At 73.2% G+C, this 23,518-nt stretch carries 22 protein-coding genes; 9 read left to right on the forward strand and 13 right to left on the reverse strand.

All coding sequences use genetic code 11. The features are described from left to right. Positions 1-18: 18 nt before the first annotated feature. Positions 19-1,449, reverse strand: a complete 1,431-nt coding sequence (locus OG702_RS19015) for a DUF2252 domain-containing protein (protein ID WP_327290089.1) — start codon at positions 1,447-1,449, stop codon at positions 19-21. Between the two features lie 175 nt (positions 1,450-1,624). Here OG702_RS19015 and OG702_RS19020 point away from each other — a divergent pair, with 175 nt between their 5' ends. Genes OG702_RS19020 through OG702_RS19035 form a run of 4 tightly spaced genes read left to right on the forward strand, consistent with a single transcriptional unit; the run spans position 1,625 to position 5,206 of the window. Then, on the forward strand, positions 1,625-2,476 hold the full coding sequence (locus tag OG702_RS19020) for an ABC transporter ATP-binding protein (RefSeq protein WP_327293286.1): 852 nt from the start codon (positions 1,625-1,627) through the stop codon (positions 2,474-2,476). Then, positions 2,476-3,333, forward strand: coding sequence for an ABC transporter permease (locus OG702_RS19025; protein WP_327290090.1), 858 nt, complete (start codon positions 2,476-2,478; stop codon positions 3,331-3,333). The genes OG702_RS19020 and OG702_RS19025 overlap by 1 nt, the downstream gene beginning before the upstream one ends. Beyond that, on the forward strand, positions 3,291-4,589 hold the full coding sequence (locus OG702_RS19030) for a sensor histidine kinase (protein WP_327290091.1): 1,299 nt from the start codon (positions 3,291-3,293) through the stop codon (positions 4,587-4,589). Before OG702_RS19025 ends, OG702_RS19030 begins: the two co-directional genes overlap by 43 nt. Then, complete coding sequence (locus tag OG702_RS19035; protein WP_327290092.1) at positions 4,586-5,206, forward strand: response regulator transcription factor; 621 nt, start codon at positions 4,586-4,588, stop codon at positions 5,204-5,206. The genes OG702_RS19030 and OG702_RS19035 overlap by 4 nt, the downstream gene beginning before the upstream one ends. 94 nt (positions 5,207-5,300) lie before the next feature. Here the strand turns inward: OG702_RS19035 and OG702_RS19040 are convergent, their stop codons facing one another. Both OG702_RS19040 and OG702_RS19045 read right to left on the reverse strand, forming a co-directional pair. Next, complete coding sequence (locus OG702_RS19040) at positions 5,301-6,524, reverse strand: S8 family peptidase (protein WP_327290093.1); 1,224 nt, start codon at positions 6,522-6,524, stop codon at positions 5,301-5,303. Between the two features lie 315 nt (positions 6,525-6,839). Beyond that, positions 6,840-7,874, reverse strand: a complete 1,035-nt coding sequence (locus tag OG702_RS19045; RefSeq protein WP_327290094.1) for an ArsR/SmtB family transcription factor — start codon at positions 7,872-7,874, stop codon at positions 6,840-6,842. A 171-nt stretch (positions 7,875-8,045) separates the two neighbouring features. On the opposite strand from OG702_RS19045, the gene OG702_RS19050 reads away from it, so the two are divergent. Continuing rightward, positions 8,046-8,708: a hypothetical protein gene (locus tag OG702_RS19050; protein ID WP_327290095.1), complete on the forward strand. Its 663-nt coding sequence runs from the start codon at positions 8,046-8,048 to the stop codon at positions 8,706-8,708. Positions 8,709-8,769: 61 nt separating this feature from the next. Here OG702_RS19050 and OG702_RS19055 read toward each other — a convergent pair whose 3' ends face one another. Together OG702_RS19055 and OG702_RS19060 are read right to left on the reverse strand one after the other, a co-directional pair. After that, positions 8,770-9,375, reverse strand: a complete 606-nt coding sequence (locus tag OG702_RS19055; RefSeq protein ID WP_327290096.1) for a GNAT family N-acetyltransferase — start codon at positions 9,373-9,375, stop codon at positions 8,770-8,772. 64 nt (positions 9,376-9,439) lie between these two features. Next, entirely contained in the window at positions 9,440-10,345 is a 906-nt protein-coding gene (locus OG702_RS19060) for an NAD(P)-dependent oxidoreductase (RefSeq protein ID WP_327290097.1), read from the reverse strand. Positions 10,346-10,418: 73 nt separating this feature from the next. On the opposite strand from OG702_RS19060, the gene OG702_RS19065 reads away from it, so the two are divergent. From OG702_RS19065 to OG702_RS19080, 4 genes are all read left to right on the forward strand, one after another. Next, a complete protein-coding gene (locus OG702_RS19065) occupies positions 10,419-10,952 on the forward strand; it encodes a GNAT family N-acetyltransferase (RefSeq protein ID WP_327290098.1) in 534 nt (177 codons plus the stop codon). Between the two features lie 11 nt (positions 10,953-10,963). Further along, the gene (locus OG702_RS19070; protein WP_327290099.1) at positions 10,964-11,578 is read left to right on the forward strand and encodes a TetR/AcrR family transcriptional regulator; all 615 of its coding nucleotides are present in this window, start codon (positions 10,964-10,966) and stop codon (positions 11,576-11,578) included. 478 nt (positions 11,579-12,056) lie between these two features. After that, positions 12,057-12,503 carry a universal stress protein gene (locus OG702_RS19075; protein ID WP_327290100.1) on the forward strand — a complete coding sequence of 149 codons (447 nt, stop codon included), beginning with the start codon at positions 12,057-12,059 and terminating at the stop codon, positions 12,501-12,503. A gap of 88 nt (positions 12,504-12,591) precedes the next feature. Further along, the gene (locus tag OG702_RS19080) at positions 12,592-14,496 is read left to right on the forward strand and encodes a S9 family peptidase (protein ID WP_327290101.1); all 1,905 of its coding nucleotides are present in this window, start codon (positions 12,592-12,594) and stop codon (positions 14,494-14,496) included. Here the strand turns inward: OG702_RS19080 and OG702_RS19085 are convergent. From OG702_RS19085 to OG702_RS19120, 8 genes are all read right to left on the reverse strand, one after another. Then, positions 14,476-15,405, reverse strand: a complete 930-nt coding sequence (locus OG702_RS19085) for an SURF1 family protein (RefSeq protein ID WP_327290102.1) — start codon at positions 15,403-15,405, stop codon at positions 14,476-14,478. The genes OG702_RS19080 and OG702_RS19085 overlap by 21 nt on opposite strands. A 75-nt stretch (positions 15,406-15,480) precedes the next feature. Further along, a complete protein-coding gene (locus OG702_RS19090) occupies positions 15,481-16,782 on the reverse strand; it encodes a hypothetical protein (protein WP_327290103.1) in 1,302 nt (433 codons plus the stop codon). Beyond that, positions 16,779-17,474: a SigE family RNA polymerase sigma factor gene (locus OG702_RS19095; RefSeq protein WP_442814470.1), complete on the reverse strand. Its 696-nt coding sequence runs from the start codon at positions 17,472-17,474 to the stop codon at positions 16,779-16,781. Before OG702_RS19095 ends, OG702_RS19090 begins: the two co-directional genes overlap by 4 nt. 310 nt (positions 17,475-17,784) lie before the next feature. After that, entirely contained in the window at positions 17,785-19,110 is a 1,326-nt protein-coding gene (locus tag OG702_RS19100) for an aspartate kinase (RefSeq protein ID WP_327290104.1), read from the reverse strand. Between the two features lie 184 nt (positions 19,111-19,294). Continuing rightward, positions 19,295-19,981, reverse strand: coding sequence for a DUF5063 domain-containing protein (locus tag OG702_RS19105; RefSeq protein WP_327293288.1), 687 nt, complete (start codon positions 19,979-19,981; stop codon positions 19,295-19,297). Positions 19,982-19,988: 7 nt separating this feature from the next. After that, positions 19,989-20,588, reverse strand: coding sequence for a recombination mediator RecR (gene recR, locus OG702_RS19110; protein WP_327290105.1), 600 nt, complete (start codon positions 20,586-20,588; stop codon positions 19,989-19,991). A gap of 59 nt (positions 20,589-20,647) precedes the next feature. Continuing rightward, on the reverse strand, positions 20,648-20,980 hold the full coding sequence (locus OG702_RS19115; RefSeq protein WP_327290106.1) for a YbaB/EbfC family nucleoid-associated protein: 333 nt from the start codon (positions 20,978-20,980) through the stop codon (positions 20,648-20,650). Positions 20,981-21,200: 220 nt separating this feature from the next. Then, positions 21,201-23,492: a DNA polymerase III subunit gamma and tau gene (locus OG702_RS19120; RefSeq protein WP_327290107.1), complete on the reverse strand. Its 2,292-nt coding sequence runs from the start codon at positions 23,490-23,492 to the stop codon at positions 21,201-21,203. Between the last annotated feature and the right edge of the window lie 26 nt (positions 23,493-23,518).

The following is a 23,518-nucleotide window of genomic DNA, read 5'->3' on the forward strand; positions in this document are numbered from 1 at the left end:
TGCGGCGCTCCGGGGGTTTCACGCCGGAGCCGGGGCGACCGGTACGCGGCCGTCGGCCGCCGCGGTGACGAGCGCCTGGTGGTCGGCCTCGTTGCGGTCCGCATAGGCCTCGGCGAACTCCGCGAGGGCGCGGTCGAGCACCTCACCGGAACCTGCGTAGGCGGCGAGCGCGATCGGGTCGCCGGAGCGGGCGTGCGCGCGGGCCAGCGAGGCGCCGCAGACGCGGGCGAACAGCCGCAGCATCGTGGGGGACATCGTGTCGGGCTGGGCGATGCCCTTCCAGTCGCGCAACTGCCGGATGTAGAAGTCGCGTTGCCGCCCGTCCATGCCGGTCACGCGCTCCCAGCCGAGCAGGATGTCACCGGAGGACTGCATCAACCGCTGCCCGGCGACGACACGTTGACCCTGGTTGCGGTGGACGGCGGCGCCCGCGTAGGGGGTCAGGACCGAGGGCCCCGCCTCCTTGGCCTGGAGCAGCAGCGGGTCCTCGTCGTCGCGCCCGATGGCGAGGATGACCCAGCACCGGGTGCCGACGCTGCCGACGCCGACGACCTTGCGTGCCATGTCGACCACCCGGAAGCGGCTGAGCAGCAGCCGCCGCTCGGCCGGCAGGCTCTCGCTGTAGCGGCGGATCAACTCGCGCAGCCGCTCTTCGAGTTCGACGCGCTGGGAGTCCGGCAGCAGATCCCGCAGCGGGGTGATCAGCGGCGGGTCCGCGGCGATCCTGCGCTGCCCGTCGACCAGACCGGTGAGCTTGTCGAAGGCCTGCGCGGTTGTCCGGGTACGGGCTTTGGCGAGTGCCTTGCCGGTGCGCTTGCGCACCTCCGCGCCGGGCCGCTCCTTGGGCAGCAGCGCGGTGATCTGCTCGGTGTCGTCCTGTGCGTACCAGATGTCGAGGGTGCCCATGCCGGCGAAGAGCTGCATCCGCTCGCGGTATGCCTCGACCGCCCCGCGGACGATCGTGCCGCGCCGCTCGGCGTCGAAGCCGCGGGCGCGGGCGGCGATCTCCAGGCTGGTCGCGAGCCGTTTGAGGTCCCATTCGAAGGGCCCTGGCAGTGTCTCGTCGAAGTCGTTGATGTCGAAGACCAGATGGCGCTCGGGTGAGGCGAGCAGCCGGAAGTTCAGCAGATGCGCGTCCCCGCACAGCTGGGTGGTGAGCCCGGTGTGCGGCGCCGTGCCGAGGTCGGCGGCCATGATCCCGGCGGCGCCCCGGTAGAAGCGGAAGGGGGATTCCAGCATGCGGGCGTAGCGGATCGGCACCAGTTCCTGCACCCGGTCGGCGGACTGCTTCTCCAGCAGGTCGACGGGGTCGAAGCGCTTCCTGCCCGGGCTGAATCGGGCGTGGGCCGACCGCGGCACGCGCCGCCGTGCCTGCTTGCCGTCCGCGGCCCGCTCCGCGGGACTGCGCTGCGGTCCGGCCGCCACAAGGCCCTCGCTGGGTTCACGCATGGGCTCACCGCCCTCCGGTTGCCTCCATCCTGACCCCGGGCCGCCGCCCCCGCCACGCGAGCGTACGTCACGCACGGTGACGACCGATGACCGTACGGCCGTCCACCGATCGGTGGACGGGAGTGTGGCCGTACGGCCGTATGCGGCGGCGCTGCGGGACGGGATCGTGGGTTTCATGACGGACGACGTGGTGAAGGTACGCGGGCTTCGCAAGCGGTACGGCGAGGTCGACGCGGTCAACGGGGTGGATCTCGCCATCCGGCGCGGCGAGGTGTTCGGGATCCTGGGGCCGAACGGGGCCGGCAAGAGCACGACCGTGGAGATCCTGCAGGGCCACCGGCGCCGCGACAGCGGCGAGGTCACGGTGCTCGGGCAGGACCCGGGCACCGCGGACCGCCACTGGCAGGCGCGGGTCGGGATCGTGTGGCAGGACGAGTCGGCGGCGGCCGAGCTGACCGTCGCCGAGACCGTACGCCATTTCGCCCGCTACTACCCGCGGCCCCGCGACCCGGCCGAGGTCGTCGACCTGGTGGGCCTGGCCGAGAAGGCGGACAGCCGCACCAAGTCCCTGTCCGGCGGCCAGCGCAGGCGGCTCGACGTGGCGCTCGGCGTCATCGGCGGCCCGGAACTGCTGCTGCTCGACGAGCCGACCACCGGCTTCGACCCGGCCGCCAGACGGCAGTTCTGGTCGCTGATCCGTACCCTCGCCGACGAGGGCACCACGATCATCCTCACCACCCACTATCTGGACGAGGCCGAGGCGCTGACCGACCGGCTCGCGGTGATCGCGGCCGGCAGGGTCGTCGCGGAGGGCGAACCCGGCTCGCTGGCCGGGCGGTCGCAGGCCAGGGCGACCGTGCACTGGGCGGAGCCGGACGGCACCGCCCGCAGCGAGGAGACCGACGCCCCGACCCGCACGGTCGCCGGCCTGGCCCGCCACTTCGACGGCGAGGTCCCCGAACTGCGGATCACCCGCCCCACGTTGGAGGACGTCTACCTGGGGCTCATCGGATCGGAGGACAAGTGATGGCCGGCACCACCGCCGCGACAGCGGCCACCGCCGTGCGGGACGAGCGCCCTGCCCGCCTGCCCGGGGCCTGGCAACTCGGCCTGCTGCGCGGGGCGATGGAGATCAGGCTGTTCTTCCGGCTGCGCGAGCAGGTGGTCTTCACCTTCGCCTTCCCCATCGTCTTCCTCTTCCTCTTCGCCTCGATCTTCCACGACGACATGGCGAACACCGGCTCCACCGCCTCCCAGTACTACGTGGCATCGATGATCGCGGCCGGCATCATGTCCACCAGCTTCCAGTCGCTGGGCATCTCCATCGCCATCGAGCGCGACGACAAGGTGCTGCGCAGGCTGCGCGGCACCCCGATGCCGCCGGCCGCGTACTTCCTCGGCAAGATCTGGCTGGTGCTGGTCACCGGACTGCTGGAGACGGCCGCCCTGCTGGTCTTCGGCGCCACCGTCTACGACGTCGACCTGCCGTCCGACGCGACCGGCTGGCTCACCCTCGGCTGGATCTTCGTGCTCGGCATCACCGGCTGCGCGCTGCTCGGCATCGCGATCAGCAGCGTGCCGAAGTCCGGCAAGAGCGCCACCTCGGTGGTCGTCCTCCCCTTCCTGGTGCTCCAGTTCATCTCCGGGGTGTACATCCTCATCGACACCGTGCCCAACTGGATGCTGACCATCGGCTCGTTCTTCCCGCTGAAGTGGATGTGCCAGGGCCTGCGCGGGGTGTTCCTGCCGGACGCGGCCGCCGCACTGGAACCGGCGGGGAGCTGGGAGTTCGGACGGATCGCCCTGATACTGGGCGCCTGGTGCGTCGGAGGACTGCTGCTGTGCCTGCTCACCTTCCGCTGGAAGAACCGGAACGACGGCTGATCGTGCCCACCGGAGAGCTCAAAACGCCCGAACCCGCCGCGGGTCCCCGCGGCGGGCACGTCTGGGAGCGCTCGTTCCTGCCGTGGGACGCCTACTTCGCGGTGGTGTGGGCCGGCACCGTGCTCTTCGCGCTCGCCGCGGAGAGCCCAGGGCTCGGCCTGCGCGTCGTCGCCGCCTGCCTGTTCTGCCTGCTGGTGCCGTGGTACGTGTGGGCCGGCCGCCCGCTGCTTGTCGCGCAGGCCACCACCACCGGCACCCCGCCGGCCGTGCGGTATCTGGCCGGCCTGGTCCTGCTGTTCCTGCCGCCCGCGGCCCTGGTCGGCGAGACCCGGCTGGCCACCTTCGCCCTCGTACCGCAGTGCTTCATGCTGCTGCGGATACCCGGCGCGCTTGCCGCCGTCGCGGTCATCAACATCACACCGGTCGCCGCCTGGGCGCTGGTCTGGCGGCCCGACGCCCACGACCTCTACTACAACTCCGTCTTCGCCGTCGTCACCCTCGCCTTCTCCGCGGTGGTCGGCAGCTGGATCATCGGCGTCATGGAGCAGAGCACCGAACGCGCAGACCTCCTTGCCGAGTTGGACGCCAGCCGGGGCGAGGTCGCCCGGCTGTCCGCGGAACGTGGCGCCCTGGCCGAACGCGAGCGCTTCTCCCGGGAGATCCACGACACCCTCGCCCAGGGCTTCACCAGCATCCTGATGCTGGTGCAGGCCGTCGAGACCGAACTCGACGACGACCCGGCGCTGGTCCGCCGCCACCTCGCCCTGATGGCGGGCACCGCCCGGGAGAATCTGGCCGAGGCGCGCGCCCTCGTCGCGGGCAACGCCCCCGCGGGCCTGGACGGCGGCTCGCTGCCCGACGCCCTGCGCCGCCTCGCCGCCCGGCACGCCGAGCAGACCGGCGCGCCCGCCACCGTCGGCATCACCGGAGCCGTACGCGCCCTGCCCGCGGCCGTCGACGTCGTCGCCCTGCGCAGCTGCCAGGAGGCCCTGGCAAACGCCCGCCGCCACGCCGGCCCCGCGGTCCCCGTCGCCCTCGACCTGCACTACGCCGAGGACACCCTGCGGATCGCCGTACGCGACACCGGCTGCGGCTTCGACCCCGCCGGGCCGCCGGGCACCGGCTACGGGCTGCCCGGGCTGCGCGCCCGCGCCGCCGAGATGGGCGGCACCGCCGCCGTCGACAGCGCACCGGGCCGCGGCACCTCGGTCACTGTCACCCTGCCGCTCGCGGCCGGCCCGAGGAGCACCCCGTGATCCGCGTCCTGCTCGCCGACGACCACCCCGTCGTCCGCGAGGGCCTGCGCGCGATGCTCGACGCGGAACCCGGCCTGGAGGTCGTCGGCGAGGCATCGAGCGGCCCGCAGGCCGAAGCGCTGGCGGCGGCGCTGCGGCCGGACATCGTCCTGATGGACCTGCGCATGCCGGACGGCGGCGGCGTCGAGTCCATCGTCCGCATGACCGCGGCCGGGCTGCCGTGCCGGGTCATCGTGCTGACCACCTACGAGACCGACAGCGACATCCTCCGCGCCGTCGAGGCGGGCGCGGCCGGCTACCTCCTCAAGGACCTCGCCCGCGTCGAGCTCGCCGACGCGGTGCGGGCCGCCGCCCGCGGCGAGACCGTCCTGGCCCCCACGGTCGCCGCCCGCCTCGTCGACCGCCTGCGCGTCCGCCCGGAACGCCCCCACCTGTCGGAACGGGAGACCGCCGTCCTCCGCCTGGTCGCCGACGGCTGCACCAACGCGGAGATCGGCCGCCGGCTCTTCATCGGCGAATCCACCGTGAAGACCCACCTGTTGCGCACCTTCGCCAAACTCGCCGTCACCGACCGCACCGCCGCCGTGACCTCCGCGATGCGCCACGGTCTTTTGTAGGCCGGGTCCCAGCCTGTCCCAGGCCGGGAACGGCCGCGAGCCGCCTCGTGCGGACGAGGCGGCTCGGGGGTGGTGCGGGGGTGATGGGGTCCGGTCACAGACCGCCGGTGTAGAGCAGGCGGTTGGGCGAGCCGGCGCTGACGGTCAGCACGTTCTGCGTGGCCTGCCCCGCGACCCAGGTGCTGACGGCCTGGGCGTCGGCGGCCGGGTTCGCCGCCTTGTAGAGCAGTGCGACCCCGGCGGCGTGCGGGCTGGCCATCGAGGTGCCGTCCAGCGCGACGCTGCCACCGCCGAGCTTGGCGGAGACCACGTCCTTGCCGGGCGCGTAGAGGGCCAGGCACTTGCCGTAGTTGCTGAAGCCGGTCTGCCGGTCGGCCGCGTCGCTCGCCCCGACGGTGAAGACGCCGGCGGCGCTGGCGGGGGAGACGTCGCACGCGTCCTCGGAGCTGTTGCCGGCGGCGACCACCGGCAGGACGCCCGCGGCGGCCAGCGCGGTGGCGGCGTCGTTGACGGCGGGGGAGTAGCCGCCGCCGAGCGAGGCGTTCAGCACGGCGGGCTGCTCGGCGTTCTGCGCCACCCAGTCGAAGCCCGCGATGATGCCGGCCCAGCTGCCCTTGCCGGTGCAGTCGAGCACCCGGACGCTGACCAGGTTCGCCTTCCGGGCGACGCCGTAGGTGGCGCCGCCGACCGTACCCGCGACATGGGTGCCGTGGCCCTGGCAGTCCTGCCCGTCGCGGCCGTCGCCGATCGCGTCGAAGCCGGGGACGGCCCGGCCGCCGAACTCGCTGTGGCCGAAGTCGATCCCGGTGTCCATGATGTAGGCGGTCGCGCCCGCGCCCTTGCCGGTGGTGCTGAACTGCTGGTCGAGCGGCAGATCGCGCTGGTCGATGCGGTCCAGGCCCCAGGTGCTGGCCGCGGCCCTGATGCCGCCGTGGTCGATCGCGGGCGCGGTGGTGCCGGTGGTGCCCGCCAGGTCGTAGGCGGTGACCGGGGCGTTCTCCTCGACCGCCTCGACGCCCGGCATCCTGCGGACCGCGTCGAGCTGGGTGGCGTTCATCGTGATGGCGAAGCCGCGCAGCGCGTTGTTGTAGGTGAAGAACGGCTTGAGGCCGGTCTTCTGCGCCATCGCCGACGGGTCGAGTCCCTTCTGCACGGTCACGATGTACTGCCCCGCGACGGCGTCGTCGTGCATACGCAGCGGGGCGAGCGTAGCGGCGGGCGTGGGGACGGGGATGGCGGCCACGGCAGGGGTGCCGGCCGCGGCCAGCGGTGCGAGGACCAGTGCCGCGGCTGACAGGCCGCGCGCGAACAAGCGCATGTCGGACTCCGGTGGGGGGAGGCGGCGATCGGTGACGTCCACGCCGGGCTGCCGTCCGTACGACGGTGTGACGGTAGGGCCGGACGGGGCGCGGGCGCGGACCTACGATCTGACGATCACCCACCTCTTCGAACCCGAGACACGTACGAAGCGCACCGGGTCAGCCGAATGGGCGCGGCATCCGGCGTACAGGGCGTGGCCTTCGGGCGTACGGCCTGAAGCGCGGCAATGTACGCGGCTTTCCGCGCCCTGTACTCCTGCGCGTCCGCGCGTCCGCGCGTCCGCGCGTCCGGCTCGGCGGAGCCGGTGCCGACGTCAGGGTGCGGGGGCGGCCGCGGCGGCCGCGTGCAGCAGGAGTTCGGAGCCCAGCGCGGTGAGGGTGTGGTGGCTCGACCGGCCGCTGCGCCGGGTGACGACCAGCCCGGCCCGCCGCAGCACGGTGGCGTGCTCGCTGGCCGAGGCCTGCGACAGGCCGACCCTGCGGGCCAGCTGGCCGGTCGTCACACCGTCGGCGATCACTTCGAGCACCGCCGCCCTGCTGTGCCCGAGCAGCGCGGCCAGGCCGTCGTGCGGGCCGCCCAGCGTACCCAGCAGCGAGTGGCGGCCGGCGTCCGCTACCACCTCGTAGTAGAGCGTCGGCTGCTCGTCGTCCGGGTCGCAGGGCACGTACGAGCTGAACGCGCCCGGCGCCAGCAGCAGGCCGCGCCCGCCGAGGTGGTAGTCGTACTCGATCTCCGCCCTGGTCTGCACATCGAGCACCGGCGGCCGCCAGCGCATCCGGGGGCCGAGGCTGCGCAGCACCTGCTCGATGCCGCCGTCCCCCAACTGCCGGGTGCGCTCCGCCCGGTCGGCGGCGAGCAGCGAGGCCAGCGTGCGCCAGTACGGCGCCACGGCCACCCGGTGGTAGTCGCGTACGCCCGCGGCCAGCCGTTCCGCGGTGTCCTGGTCGCCGTCGGCCAGGTCGCGGGTCCAGCGGGGCAGCGGGCGGTGCCTGCCGACGTACTCCAGGTCGGCACGCAGCGCCTGCCGCGGGATGCTCAGCAGCCGCTCCAGCTCCTCGTCCAGCGTCGGCAGGCCGATGTGCGGGCGCAGGAAGCGCGGGACGGGGTGTGCGGGGTCCAGGGGGGCGATCTGCGCGAAGTACGCCTCCCGTGCCGGCGGCAGGCCTGCCCCGGCGCCCGGCGCGGGCGCGGCAAGGCCTGCCCGTACCCGCCGCCGCCAGCCGTCGAGGCCGGGGGTGCCGGCCCGCTGGACCAGCCGGAAGGCGCTGAAGGTGGTCACCGCCAGCGGGCTCGGGCGGCCCGCTATCCGGGTGCGGGCCAGATCGGTCAGCGTGAAATGGATGCGCACGGCCTCCCCCATTCGCTTCGACCAGGGCCGAAACGTGTCGCCGTCGTCCTTTGTACACGCCACGGTGGGTGCGTGCGGGGCGCCCCGGGGCCTCAGGGGGATGGGCCGGGGGCGCCACCGCTCGCTGACGACCGATCACCCGGTCGCCGCACGCTACGGGAGGACGCGGGGATGACAGCACGTCAGTGGTGGCACACGGAGCGCAGGGCGCGGTCCATGGCGCGGGGCGTCGTACATTGCGTCGGGTTCGGTGCGCGGCGGCGGCCGCGGCTCGCGAGCGCCGCCCTGGTCGCGGGCGCGGTCGCCGCGCTGCTGGCGGTGCCGGCCGGCGCCGGCGCGGCGGTCCCCGCCGGCGGCATCCCCGACCTGCCGGGCGTACCGGCGGACGTGTCGGGCCTGGTGGGCCCGCTCGTCACCCACCCGGCGCAGGAGCCGGTCGACTATCCCGCAGGCGAGGTGTGTGCCTTCGCCGCGCACGCCGACTTCCCGGTCAGCGACCTGACCACCAGGACCTGGACCGATGCCGCAGGCACCCCGGTCTTCGCGATCGAGAGCGGCCCGCTCGTCATGAAGGTCACCAACCTGGCCACCGGGAAGTCCGTCGAGCGCGACATCTCGGGATCCGGCGTGGTCACCTACCCCGACCCCGACTCCTTCGTCCTCAGCGGGAACGACTGGTCGGCCGGCTTCCACACCGGGGACCACCCGCACAACCGGTGGATCGTTGCGAGCACGTACATGTCGGTGAAGATCAGCACGGTGGCCGGCACGACCAGCAGGCGACTGCTGGTGCTGGCCGGACCGTACGAGGACCTCTGCGCGACGCTGGCCTGAGCCGGGCGGCGCGGCAATGTGCCGCGCCGCCCGCGTCCATGACGGCGTGCCGGGCCGTCCGTCAGGCTTCGTGGACCGGCATCGGGTCGCGCCACATCGGCCACATCTGCGGGCCGTCGGGGAGGTCGATGGTGCTGCCCGACCAGACGAAGCCGAGGCGTTCGTAGAGCGCGCGGCTGCGCAGCGAGCTGGCCTCCAGGTAGGCGGCGCGGCCCTCCCGGTCGCAGCGGGCAAGCACCGAGGTGATCAGCTCGGTGCCGCGCCCCTGGCTGCGGGCGGAGCCGTCGACCGCGATCAGCATCAGATGCTCGTGCGCCCGGTCCTTGGGATGCGCCGCGTCGAGGATCTGGCCTATCGTCTCGACCCGCTCGTTGGCCGGGTCGACGACCTGCCGCAGTTCGGCCGGACCGTTGTCGTCGGCCGGGTGGCCGCCGGCCGGCACCGAGAACCACAGCGCCGCCGCGGAGCCGTCCACCGCCACGTCGACGTAGCCCTCGGCCAGCGCGGCGTCCAGGAACGCGCCCATCATCACGCCATGCCTGGCACGCCGGTCGGCAGGGTCGGGAAACACCCAGCCGCTGACCGCGTCGTCCTGGAAGACCCGGTCCAGCAGGCCGGTCACGGCCGCCCTGTCGTCCTGCCCGGCCCGTCGGATCGCCACACCCATTCGCTTGTCCTCCGCCTGTCCGTTTGGTCGTATCAACTGATCTTTTCCGTAAGGCGGTTGCAGCCTAAGCCCTGGCGGAAGGCCTGGCTCCGGCGGTACGGGCCTCGATCGCGTGCAGTACCGCGACCATGTCGGCGCCGCCGTGGCCGAGCCCCACCGTCTCGTCGAACAGCGCATGGCAGACGTCCAGCAGCGGCGACGCCAGAGCGGCCTCCCGGGCCGCCTCGGCGATCAGCCGGTTGTTCTTCAGCACATCGAGCGCGGCCGCCTGCACCGCGAAGTCACGGTCCCTCAGTTTGGGCGCCTTCGCCCGGGAAACCGCGCTGGCCATCGGCCCCGCGTCGAGCACGGCGAGGAAGCGGTCGCGGTCCAGCCCGTACCGGTCGGCGAAGTGGAAGGCCTCGGTGAGGCCGGTGACCATGGTGATGAGGAAGAGGTTCACCGACAGCTTCGTCAGCAGCGCGCTCGGGACCTGGCCGCAGTCGAAGGCCTCCCGGCACATCGGCGCCAGCAGCGGCCGCACCGCGTCCACCGCCTGCCGCCCGCCGGCCAGCATCGCCACCAGCTCCCCGGCTTCGGCGGGCCCTCGCGAGCCCGACACCGGCGCCTCCACGTAACGGCCGCCCGCTGCCAGGACGTCGGCCTCCAGCGCGCGCGAGAATCCGGGCGAGGTCGTGCCCATGTGCACGATCGTCCGGCCGGCGACCCGGGCGGCGAAACCGGCCGTGCCACGCGCCAGCACGGCGTCGACCGCGGGGTCGTCGGCCAGCATCAGGAAGACGACGTCGCTCTCGCGCAGGACGTCGCCGGGCGTCTCCGCGACCCGGGCGCCGGCGGCCCGCAGCGGTTCGGCCCTGGCGCGCGTCCTGTTCCACACCGTCAGCGGCGCCCGCCCCGCCAGGTGCCGCGCCAGGTTGAGGGACATGGGCTGACCCATGACGCCGAGACCGAGGAAGCCCGCTCTGAGCATGCCGTCCGGAGTCCTTTCCGCGGGGCCGTGTGTGGCCTTGCGATCTATGACAGCCGTCATAATACTGGCCGCTATGACCACTGTCATAGACCCCGTCGTACCGCCCCTCCCCGCGGCAACCGTCCGGCGCTGGCAGACCGCGGTCGTCACACCCGCCGACGCCCCCGCCCTGCACGACCTCGTCACGGCCTGCTCGCAGGCCACCCTCCGGCTGCGCTTCTTCGGCCAAGTCCGCGCCTTCCCCGCGGAGTACCTGGCCGGCGTGCTGGCCGGCCGCGCCGACGTCCATGACGCGGTGGTCGCCTACGCGTACGGCGCGAGCAGTGCGCGCCCGGTCGGCCTCGCCAGCCTCGCCCTGCCCCCGGACGGAGGCGCCGCGGAACTGGGCGTCCTGGTCGCCGACGCCTGGCAACGTCAGGGCGCCGGCCGCGCCATGGTCGACCTGCTGCTGGCCCGCGCCCGTGCCCGCGGCGTCCGGCAGGTCAGCGCCGCCGTGCTGCCCGGCCGCTCCGCGCTGCTCGCCGCCCTGGGCCGCCACCTGCCGGCGGAGCACCTGGCGCATTCCACGGACGGCCCCAGCGGCGTCTATAAGCTGGACCGACCATGAGGAGGCCGGCGATGACTGCACCCCGCACCCACGGCCCGCGGGAACGGATGGTCTTCGCCGCGGCCCAGCTCATCCGCCGCGACGGCGTCGGCGCCACCGGCATGCGCGACGTCGCCGCCCGCGCCGAGGCGCCCCGCGGGTCCCTCCAGCACTACTTCCCCGGCGGCAAGGAACAGCTGGTCAACGAGGCCGTCACCTGGGCCGGTCACTACGCCGGCAAGCGCGTCGCCCGCTACCTCGCCGCCCTCCCCGAGCCCACCCCCGGCGCCCTCTTCGCCGCGATGACCCAGCAGTGGATCGACGAGTTCGAGGCCACCGGCTTCGGCACCGGCTGCCCGGTCGCCGCCGCCACCGTCGACTCGACCGCCTCCACCCCCTCGGCCCGCGAGGCCACGGCCTCGGCCTTCACCGCCTGGACCACCCCCCTGACCGCGGCCCTGACCACCCTCCACGTCCCCCCGGACCGCGCCCCCGCCCTGGCCACCCTGATGATCTCCACCCTGGAGGGCGCCATCCTCCTGGCCCGCGCCCACGAGTCCACCACCCCCCTGACCACCGTCACCACAGAACTGACCCCCCTCCTGAACGCATCCGCCACCCGCCCGGCCACGCGCGCACCCGCATAAGCCCGACGGCCTGGCGGCACCCGGCTAGGGCGCGGCGCCCACGCAGCGGCAGATACGTCCCACGGCCAGGTGGCACCCCGCTGAGGGCGCGGGGAACTGCGCGCCCGGCCCCCACGCACCGGCACATGCGGCCCACGGCCAAGCGGCACCCCCCGAGGGGCGCGAGGAACTGCGCGCCCAGCCCGAGCGGACCGCCGCGTCCGCACCCATCCACCCCCACCTCCCCAAGGTCACATTCCGCGAAGAATGCCCGTTGTGCTTAGTTCGTCCCTCGGCGGGCATCCGCTCCACGAGGCGGGGGCGGCCCCTACGACCGGCCGTAGGCCACGAAACCGCCGTCGCGGGCGCCGCCCACAGAAAACGGCGCCGCCCCGGCAAACGGCGCCCCCCGGGGGCCGGGCCCCAGGCGGCGAGGGCGCCGCACAAACCACCGAGCCCGCCGCCAGGCGAATGGCCCCCGGCGAGTGAGGAGCGCGCGATGACAGACGGCACGATCGTGGTCGGCGTCGACGGCTCGATCGCCGCCCAGCAGGCCTTGCGCTGGGCCGCCCTCCAGGCGGAGCTGACCGGCGCCTCGCTTGTCGCCGTAATGGCGTGGGAGCTCCCGGGAGCCTTCGGCTGGGCGGACGTCCCGGAACTCCCTGACGACCTGGACCTGGAAGGCCCGGCGTCCCGCGCGCTGGCGGAGGCGGTCGACGACGCCCTCCCGCCCGCGAAGGCCGCAGCCGTCGAGCAGGTGGTCGTCGCGGGCAACCCGGCCCAGGCGATCCTCGACCGCGCCGAGACCGCCGACCTGATCGTCGTGGGCGTGCGCGGCCACGGCACCTTCCGCGCGCCCCTCCTCGGCTCGGTCAGTCATACCGTCACACTTCACGCGACCTGCCCGGTCGTCGTGGTGCGTGGGGTGACGGAAGTGACGGGATAGCCGCAGCTCATCGCGCATAGCCCAGAGTTATCCACAGGCTGTGACGACAGCCGCTCCCGAGGACCGCTCGGCGGAGCATCATGGTGGCATGAACGAAACGACCGGATCCGCCAGCGGGTCCACGCCCGAATCCGACGCCGTGCCGGCCGTGCCCGCACCCTCCCCCACCCCGTCCGGAAGCCTGCCCGGGGCCATCCCGGGCGCGCTGCCCGACTGGGAGAAGAGGTATCGCGCACCCCGGGTCGGACTGCCGGAGTGGGCGGAGGACGCCCCCGACCACAGCCTGTACGTCTCCGACGTCACCGGCACGTACGAGCTGTACGCGTGGGATCGGACGACGGGCGAGCGCCGCCAGGTCACCGATCGTCCGAACGGCACGACGGACGGCACCCTCAGCCGGGACGGCGAATGGGTGTGGTGGTTCTCCGACACGAATGGCGACGAGTTCGGCGTGTGGATGCGCCAGTCGTTCGGTGGTGGCGACGACATACCGGCCGCTCCCGGGCTCGACCCCTCCTATCCCGCGGGCCTGGCCCTCGGCGCCGGCGGCCTCGCCGTCGTCGGCCGCTCCACAGACGACGAGGGCACGACCGTGCATGTCGTGCCGCCGGACGGCGGGGAGCCGTACGAGATCTACCGCCACGAGGAGTCCGCCGGCGTCGGCGACCTCTCCGAGGACGGCACGCTGGTGGTGATCGAGCACACCGAGCACGGCGACGCCATGCACAGCGCCCTGCGGGTGCTGCGGGTCGCGGACGGCTCCGTGGTGGCGGAACTGGACGACACCGAGGGCGGCACCCGCGAGCTGGGCCTGGACAGCCTCGGCTTCGCGCCCGTGCCCGGCGACACCCGGCTGCTGGTCGGCCACCAGCGGGAGGACCGCTGGCTGCCGATGATCTGGGACGTCGCAGGCGGAGAGCAGATCGCGCCCGCGATAGACCTGCCGGGCGACGTGCAGGCCGAGTGGTATCCGGACGGCAGCGCGCTGCTGGTGGTGCACGACTTCCGGGCGCGCAGCGAGATGTTCCGCTACGACCTGGCGGACGGCACGCTGACCGCGCTCGACACCCCGCGCGGCTCGGTCGGCGGCGCCACCGCCAGGCCGGACGGCACGGTGGAGTATCTGTGGTCGTCGGCCGCCCGGCCTCCGGTGGTGCGCTCCACCACCGGAGCCGTCGTGCTGGAGGCCCCGGGCCTGCGGGCGCCCGAGTCCGTCCCGGTGGAGGACGTGTGGGTGGACGGCCCCGGCGGCCGGATCCACGCCCTGGTGCAGCGGCCGCCGGCCGGTGCGACCCGGGGCAGAGGACCGCTGCCGACCGTCTTCGAGATACACGGCGGCCCGACCTGGCACGAGTCGGACTCCTTCGCGGCCGGCCCCGCGGCCTGGCTGGACCACGGCTTCGTGGTGGTGCGGGTCAACTACCGCGGATCGACCGGGTACGGCCGCGAGTGGACAGACGCGCTCAAGCACCGCGTCGGCCTGATCGAGCTGGAGGACATCGCGGCGGTCCGCGAGTGGGCGGTGTCGTCGGGGCTGGCCGACCCGGCGCGGCTGGTGCTCACCGGCGGGTCCTGGGGCGGCTATCTGACCCTGCTCGGCCTGGGCACCCAGCCCGACGCCTGGGCGGTGGGGATCGCGGCGGTCCCGGTCGCCGACTACCCGACCGCGTATGCGGACGAGATGGAGGCGCTGAAGTCACTCGACCGCACCCTCTTCGGCGGCTCCCCCACCGAGGTGCCGGAGCGCTACGCCGCCTCGTCCCCGCTGACGTATGTGGAGAAGGTCGCGGCCCCGGTCTACATCAGCGCGGGGATGAACGACCCGCGCTGCCCGATACGCCAGATCGACAACTACGTGGAGCGGCTCCGGACGCTCGACAAGCCGCACGAGGTGTATCGCTATGACGCGGGCCACGGCTCCCTGGTCGTGGAGGAACGCATCAAGCAGGTCCGGCTCGAACTGGCCTTCGCCCTACGCCACGTGGGCGGCTGACCCGGCCGGCTCCTCGGCACCGCCCGCCGGCCCGCCGGCGGACCCCGGGACCGGGTCCGGCGCCGAATCCGGCTCCGGGTCCGGGTCCCGGTCCGGGTCGGGGCCCGAGCCCGGCGCGGGGAGGAGGCCGAGCGCGGCGTCCGCCTGTGCCTCGGCCTCGCGGCGGGCCAGCCGGAAGTACATGAAGACGGCGAAACCGGCGAAGACGAACCACTCACCGGTGTAGCCGAGGTTCTGGAAGGCCTTGAGGTCCAGACCGCTGCCCGGGGGCGCCACCGGCGGCACCGGCTTCATCGGTGCGGTGGAGTGGGTGGCGGTGATCCAGCCGCTGTAGACGGGATAAGGGAGGACGTTGACGAGAGTCGCGGCACTGATGATGCCGAGCTGACCGGTCGGCAGCGCACCGGGGGCGGCGGGCACCCCGTCGCTGCCCGCGGTCTCGGCGTACTGGAGCGCGCCGGTCACCGAGACCTCGCCGGCCGGGGCGGACGGCACCGCGCCCCGCTCGGCGGCGGGCGGCACGTCGCCGGGCAGCCAGCCGCGCACCACGGGCAGCGCGGCACCACCGTCGACCCGGAGGGGAGTGAGGACGTAGTAGCCGTTGTGGCCGTCGAGCGTGCGGTCGGGCACCAGGAGCTGGTGGGCGGTGTCATAGCGGCCGGTCGCGGTGACCGGGCGGCCGGAGGCGTCCGACGGCACCTGGGCCCTGGTGTCGGGGAGCAGCGCGGCCAGCGGTACGGGCGCCCGGCCGGCGGTCTGCACCTCGGTGTGCTTGGCGTCCTTGTGCGCGTCCACCCGCCCCTGGAAGCGGCTCAGCTGCCAACTGCCCATGAAGACGCAGAAGGGCACGGCGAGCAGTACGAGCACGCCGACCACCAGCCAGCGCGGCGTGAGCAGGAACCGGTACACACCCCCACGGTACGGGTCCGGCCCCCGCCCCCCGCCACCGGGACCCGCGCCACCGGCGGGACCCCGCGCCGCCTGCTACGACGCGGGTGTGTCCGACGGGGTGGTGGGCATCGGGCCGGTCGTGTAGATGGTGCCGGCGCAGGCGCCCTGCAGCGTGGGGCCCACGACCACCGGGGCGCCGGCCACCGGAGTGTGCCGGATGACGACCGCCTCGGGGTCCCCGGTCGGCACGCCCTGCGTCAGGCGCAGGGCCATCGGGTTCTCCTCGGGGCCGGCGCTCCCGGGGTCGGGCACCGGCGTGTCCGTCGGGGTGTCCGTCGGTGTCGGGGAGGCCGGCGGCGACGTCGGCTGCGGACAGCCTCCGGGGCCCGCGTCGCCGGGCACCCAGGCGAAGGCCACCTCGTAGTCCGCGCCGGGCGCGAGTACGAGGGGAGTGTCGCTCGCCGTGGCGGGCAGCCCGGTCGCCGGGTCGTCCGCGGTGTGGTTGACCACGCTGATCCGCGACATGTCGGTGGCGCCGACCGCGTACACCTGCACGGTGGCGGGGCCGGGCGGGACGGCGCAGGCGGCGGTGGAGACGTTGGTGACCCGGAACCAGCCGTAGGCCCGGCCGTCGGCGTCCAGCGAGTTGGCGTTGCTGCTGCCCTGGCCGAGCTGGTCGCCCGCGCACTCGGGAGCGCTCACCGGCGGCACTCCGTCCGGGGTGGTGGCCAGGTTCGACGGGCCGTCGGCGCCGCCCGCGCTGGGCGGCTGGTGGCCCGACCCGCCACTGCTCTGCCCGCGGCTCGACTGCCCGGAGTCGCCGGTGGCGCCCCAGGTGTTGACGTGGCCGTCCTCGCCCGGGTGGGCGGCGTGCGTGCTGGCCACGTTGGCCGGGGCGGCGGTCGCCCTGCCACCGGTGTCGGCGGCGTGGATCAGCGCGGGCACGGCGGCACCGACGAGCAGCACCGCGGCCCCGGCGCCGGCCAGCGCCTGCCGCCGGTGCTGGCGGCGGGCGGGCACGGCACGCCGCAGGTGCTCCAGCGCGTGGGCGGAGGGCTGCAGGTCACGGACGGCGCCATGCATGAGGTCACGCAGCGCCGCTTCCTCGGCGCTCTCGTGAACGGGTTCGCCGTCGAGGCCAGGTGCGTCCTCGTCGCCGGGCGCGGTGCCTGCCTCGGCGGGGTCAGCCGGATTGCCGGGGTCAGCAGGCTCGACAGGCTCAGCAGCTGCAGCCGTCTCAGCCGTCTCAGCCGTCTCAGCCGGCACGGTCGGCTCCTTCGCGGCGGCCGGCTCCACCGGCTCCACCGGCTCCACCGGATCGGGTGCCGGGCGCTGCCCGGGGGAGTCGTGCGGGTCCATGCCGTGAGCGTTGTCCGGGGCGTCGGGGGTGGTCATGCCGTGTCCTCCATCGCGACCCGCAGGGCAGCGATGCCCCGCGAGCCGTACGCCTTGACCGAGCCGAGCGAGATGCCCAGCGTCTCGGCGACCTGCGCCTCGGTCATGTCGGCGAAGTAGCGCAGCACCAGTACCTCGCGCTGCCTGCGCTGCAGCGAGCGCATCGCGGTCTTGAGCTGGTCGCGTTCCAGCAGCTCGTACGCGCCCTCCTCCGCGCTCGCCATGTCGGGCATGGGCTTGGAGAGGAGTTTCAGGCCGAGGATGCGCCGGCGCAGCGCGGAACGGGAGAGGTTGACGACCGTCTGGCGGAGGTAGGCGAGGGTCTTTTCCGGGTCGCGGACCCGGCTGCGTGCGGAGTGCACGCGTATGAAGGCCTCCTGGACGACGTCCTCGCAGGACGCGGTGTCGTCGAGGAGCAGCGCGGCCAGGCCCAGCAGGGCGCGGTAGTGGGCGCGGTAGGTCTCGGTGAGGTGGTCGACCGTGGTGCCGACAGCCATTGCGGGGTCTGTGTCCTCGCGTTCAGCGGTGGGGGCCGGCGCCGGATCCACCCGTGTCACCGGCCAGGGCGCGATCACCGGGAGCCCCCCGTAGATCTGCCCGGTCCGCGGTGGACGCGGCGGTCGTACCGGGCGCACGGGTGCGATCGTTCCCCGTTGCCCGAATGCCGTCTCGATACCCAATGCCTCCGCCACGCGTGTTGGACACGCATCCCCCCGTCAGGGTTGTACGCGCAAGGCATACCGCCCGACGGAGCGTCATATATCCCCATGCGCACCAGCTCTTCCTCAGCGCCCCATTTTCACCGACGGCCCCCGGTCCACGTTCGGTGTGCAGCACCCCCGGGACAGCACCCAGGCAGTGCGCTGACACAAAGACGCTCCCCCGTGGCCGGCGGTTGCAGCCACGGGGGAGCAAATTCTCCAACGGTCGGGTGGCCGGATTCAAGTGGTCCAGACCAAGTGACCGCCGGGTAGGGCCATGTTCGGCCCGATATGCCCGGAATCAGCGCCCGGTGCCGCCGTAGACGACGGCCTCGTCGGTGTCGCTGTCGAGGCCGAACGCCGAATGCACCGCCTGAACTGCGGGGTTCACGTCGTCGGCCCGGGTGACCACCGAGATCCGGATCTCGGAGGTCGAGATCAGCTCGATGTTCACCCCCGCGTTGGACAGCGCTTCGAAGAACGTCGCCGTCACCCCCGGGTTGGTCTTCATCCCGGCGCCGACCAGCGAGATCTTGGCGATCTGGTCGTCATAGCGCAGCGAGTCGAAGCCGATCACCGCCTGCGCCCTGGTCAGCGCCTCCATCGCCTTGTGCCCCTCGGACTTGGGCAGCGTGAAGGAGATGTCGGTCAGCGCCGTGGCCGCGGCCGACACGTTCTGCACGATCATGTCGATGTTGATCTCGGCGTCCGCGATGGCCCGGAAGATCGTCGCTGCCTCACCCGGCTTGTCCGGCACCCCGACGACGGTGATCTTCGCCTCGGACGTGTCGTGCGAGACGCCGGAGATGATCGCCTGCTCCACTGGCCTGTCTCCTTGCGATGCGATGTGCGGTGCGAGCCGCAGGGCGACCTGCGGCGCGAGGCCCTGCGGCCGTTCGTTGCTGACCCAGGTGCCGGGGAGCCCGGAGAAGGACGAGCGCACGTGGATGGGGATGTTGTAGCGCCGCGCGTATTCCACGCAGCGGTGCAGCAGCACCTTCGAACCGGAGCTGGCCAGCTCCAGCATGTCCTCGAAGGCGATCCAGTCCATCTTGCGGGCCTTCTTCACCACCCGCGGGTCCGCGGTGAAGACCCCGTCGACGTCGGTGTAGATCTCGCACACCTCGGCGTCCAGTGCCGCCGCCAGCGCGACGGCCGTGGTGTCCGAGCCGCCACGCCCCAGCGTGGTGATGTCCTTCTTGTCCTGCGAGACGCCCTGGAAGCCGGCGACGATCGCGATGTTGCCCTCGTCGAGCGCGGTACGGATCCGGCCCGGCGTCACATCGATGATCCGCGCTTTGTTGTGCACCGAGTCGGTGATGACACCGGCCTGGCTGCCCGTGAACGACTGCGCCTCGTGGCCCAGGTTTTTGATCGCCATCGCCAGCAGCGCCATGGAGATCCGCTCTCCGGCGGTCAGCAGCATGTCGAACTCGCGACCCGCCGGAATCGGCGAGACCTGCTCTGCGAGATCGATGAGCTCGTCCGTCGTGTCGCCCATCGCCGACACCACGACGACCACCCGGTGGCCGTTCTTCTTGGTGTCCACGATCCTTCGGGCGACGCGCTTGATGCCTTCGGCATCGGCGACGGAGGAGCCGCCGTACTTCTGCACGACAAGGCCCACGTGCGCTCCTCGCTCAGGGGTGAATCGGTCGGTCCAGTTTAACGACCAGGTCCGATCCGCCCGGAACGTATTGCATGGTGAGATGTGCCGCTCGAAGAATGATCACCGGGCCGGGGTCCCATGGTCCCCGGCGCCCGCGTCAGGTCCCCTCCGGCCACCTCAGCTCACCTCAGTTCACCTCAGTTCACTGAGCTGGGCGCAGCCCCAGCGTCCCCAGCTCGGCCTCCATGACGCGGCCGGCCTCCTCCGCCAGCGCGTCGTCGTCGTCCGCGCCGCCACCGGTGTCCAGGCCGTCCAGCTCGTCAAGGGGGCTGTCGAGCCGTACGTGCGCGACCAGCGACTGCAGGGCGCGCAGGCTCGCGCTCGTCGTCGAACCCCAGTTGGACAGGTAGGAGAACTGCCACCACCACAGCGCCTCCGACACCCGCCCCGCCGCGAAGTGCGTCATCCCGTGCGCCAGATCGGCCACCACGTCGGCCATGTCGTCCGAGATCCGGCAGGCCACCGGCGTCGACCTCGGCACGTACGGGTCGAAGACCTCGGAGTAGACGTCGATCGGTTCGAGCAGCGCCGCCAGCCGCTGCCGCAGGTCGTCCTCGTCGGGCTCCGGGCCCGCGTCCGGCTCGTAGCGCTCGTCGGGCACGAAGTCCTCGTGCGCCCCCAGCCGGCCGCCGGCCAGCAGCAACTGCGAGACCTCAAGCAGCAGATACGGCACCGCGCTGTCCGGGTCGTCGCCCTTGGCCACCTCGCGGACCGCGAGGATGAAGCTCTCGATCTGGTCGGAGATCTGGACGGCGAACTCGTCCGGCTCCTGCGGGACGAGCGGCTCGGCCTGCGGCCGTGCCGCGCCGGCTCCCGCGCCCTTGTTCATCACGGTGTCAGACATCGAGCAACCGCCTCCCTTCGAAGGCCCGCCCCAGCGTGACCTCGTCCGCGTATTCCAAGTCGCCACCCACCGGCAGGCCGCTGGCCAGGCGCGTCACGCGCAGCCCCATGGGTTTCACCGTCCGGGCGAGATACGTCGCCGTGGCCTCGCCCTCCAGATTCGGGTCCGTCGCCAGGATCAGCTCGGTGACGGTGCCGTCGGCCAGCCTGCGGAGCAGTTCCGCGATCCGCAGATCGTCGGGGCCGACACCGTCGATCGGGCTGATCGCCCCGCCCAGCACGTGGTATTTCCCGCGGAACTCGCGGGTCCGCTCGATCGCGACCACGTCCTTGGGCTCCTCGACCACGCAGATCACCGCCGGGTCGCGCCGCGGATCGCGGCACACCCGGCACAGCTCGTCCTGCGCGACGTTGCCGCACACCTTGCAGAAGCGGACCTTCGCCTTCACCTCGGCCAGCACGTGCACGAGGCGGCGGACGTCCGCCGGGTCGGCCTGCAGGATGTGGAAGGCGATGCGCTGCGCGCTCTTGGGACCCACGCCGGGCAGCCTGCCCAGTTCGTCGATCAGGTCCTGCACCACGCCTTCATACACGCCGGCACGCCTTCCGGGATATCAGTCGGGGGGATATCGGTCGGGATATCCGGGGGGAGTCAGAACAGGCCCGGCAGCCCGCCGCCGAGCCCCTGGGTGAGCGGGCCGAGCTTGCGCTGCTGCAGTTCCTGTGCCGCGTCGGTCGCATTGTGGACGGCGGCGACCACCAGGTCGGCCAGCGTCTCGGTGTCCTCGGGGTCGACCGCCTTCGGGTCGATCACCAGCGCCCGCAGCTCGCCCGCGCCGGACACCGTCGCGGTCACAAGACCGCCGCCCGCCGAGCCCTCGACCTCGGTCTCGGCCAGCTCCTGCTGGGCCGCAGCCAGGTCCTGCTGCATCTTCTGCGCCTGCTGGAGCAGTGCCTGCATATTCGGCTGACCACCGGGAATCACGGTTCGCTCCTGCCTCGCGTCTGCTTCGTGTGCTGCTGTCCGGTCCCTGCCGCGGCCTTCTTCCGGCCGCCGCGTTTTCACTGACACGCCGAGCCTACGTGCTCGTACGGCGGTGCGCCCTACGCCGTACGGAGGATCGCTGCGGTGCGGACTCCACCCGGAGTAGCGGACGGCTGTGCCACGGGGAGTACGCGACCGGTCCGACCCGCATCGCCGCAGGTCAGTCGTGCTGGATCTCCTCGATCACGGTCGCGCCCAGCTCGCGGATGAACAGGTCGTGACCGCTGAGTGCCGAATCGACGAGGTCCGGGTCGTCGTCCTCCGGGATGTCGTCCTCGATCGGGGGCGGCGGCGTCTCGTCGGTGTACCTCGGCGGCTCCCGCCGCGCCACGTCAGCCGGCGCGGACCTCGGCCCCGGCGGTGCGGCGGTCGCGGTGCCCACACCGCCCTGGCCGCCCGGCCTGGTGGACGGAGCCGGCGCCATGGCCTGGGTCACGGCCTGCGCGGAGCCGTACGCGTCCGGGCTCGCGGCGCCGCCGCCGTACCCCTGGCCCTGGGGTGCGGCCGGGGACTGCGGTGACGCGGGCGGCCGCGAGGACCCGCCCCCGCCGAAGCCGCCTCCGCCGCCGAAGCCGCCGCCCATGCCGCCACCGCCGCCGTTACCGCCACCGGAGCTGCCGCCGGAGGGATCGACGATGGCCTCGATGCGCCACTGCACGCCGAGCGCGTCGTTGATCGCCTGCTTGAGCACGTCCTCGCTGCCGCTGTTGGTGAAGCTGTTGCGGGCGCCGGGGTTGTCGAACCCGACCTGCAGCGTCTCGCCGTCGAAGCCGGAGACCTGGGCGTTGTTGAAGAGCAGCATCCAGGTCAGCCGGCGCCGGTTCTTGACGGCGTCGAGGATCTGCGGCCACATCTGCCGTACCCGGGTGGGGTCGCCCCCACCGGCTGCCGGCGCCGGGACCGCCTGGGCCTGGGCCTGGGCCTGAGCGGGTGCGGGGGCCTGCGGCCGGGCCGGGCTTTGTGCCGGGCTCTGCGCAGAGCTCTGGGCAGGGCTCTGCGGTGCGGCGGTCGGCCAGGCCCCCGGCTTGGCGGGCGCCTGCGGTACGGGGTCGGGCGCGCGTACGGCTTCCGGCACCGGCGTCGGTTCCGGCGCGGGGCGTACGGGCTCGGGCGGCGGGGTACGTCCCGCGGCGGCCCGGGCGGCGGCCGCGCCGGCGGGGGCCTCGCCGGGCACACCGGCGACCGGCCCGGCGGGGGCCGCGGCTGCGTAGCCGTTCCCGCCGGCGCCGCTGGTCCCGCCGCCACCACTGCCACCAACTCCACCCGCGCCGCCGTTTCCGCCGCCTCCGCCGGTGAAGCCGCCCCGCTCCAGCCGTTCCAGCCGGGCCTGCAGCGAGCGCTCGTCGTCGTAGGCGGCGGGCAGCAGCACCCGGGCGCAGATCAGCTCCAGTTGCAGCCGAGGCGAGGTCGCCCCGCGCATCTCCGTCAACCCCGTACTGACGATGTCCGCGGCCCGGCTCAGCTCGGCGGCCCCGAAGACCGCCGCCTGGGCCTGCATCCGCTCCACCACATCGCGGGGCGCGTCGATCAGGCCCTTGTCCATGGCGTCCGGCACGGCGGCGAGGATGACCAGGTCGCGGAGCCTTTCCAGCAGGTCGGCCACGAAACGGCGCGGGTCGTGCCCGCCCTCGATGACCCGGTCCACCATCCCGAAGACCGCGCCGCCGTCCCCGGCCGCGAAGCCGTCCACCACGTCGTCCAGCAGCGCCGCGTCCGTGTAACCGAGCAGCGCGGTGGCCATGGCGTACGTCACCCCGTCTGACCCGGCCCCGGCCAGCAGCTGGTCCATCACCGACATCGAGTCCCGCACCGACCCGGCCCCGGCCCGCACCACCAGCGGATAGACCCCGTCCTCGACGGCGATGTCCTCGCGCTGGCACACCGCGGCGAGGTAGTCACGCAGCGTGCCGGGAGGCACCAGCCGGAAGGGATAGTGGTGCGTACGCGACCTGATGGTGCCGATGACCTTCTCGGGCTCGGTCGTGGCGAAGATGAACTTCAGGTGCTCCGGCGGTTCCTCGACCACCTTGAGCAGGGCGTTGAACCCCGCGGAGGTGACCATGTGCGCTTCGTCGATGATGTAGATCTTGTACCGGCTGCCCGCCGGCCCGAAGAACGCCTTTTCCCGCAGGTCACGGGCATCGTCCACGCCACCGTGCGACGCGGCGTCGATCTCGATCACGTCGATCGACCCCGGCCCGTTCCTGGCCAGGTCCCGGCACGACTGGCACACCCCGCACGGCGTGGGCGTCGGCCCCTGCTCGCAGTTCAGGCAGCGGGCCAGGATCCGCGCGCTGGTCGTCTTCCCGCACCCGCGCGGCCCGCTGAACAGGTACGCATGGTTGACCCGGTTGTTCCGCAGCGCCTGCTGCAACGGGTCGGTGACATGCTCCTGCCCGATGACCTCGGCGAAGGTCTCGGGTCGATAGCGGCGGTACAGAGCGAGGGACACGCCACCGAGCCTAACCGCGCCCACCG

The organism is Streptomyces sp. NBC_01198 (assembly GCF_036010485.1).
In the GTDB taxonomy this organism is placed as follows: domain Bacteria; phylum Actinomycetota; class Actinomycetes; order Streptomycetales; family Streptomycetaceae; genus Actinacidiphila.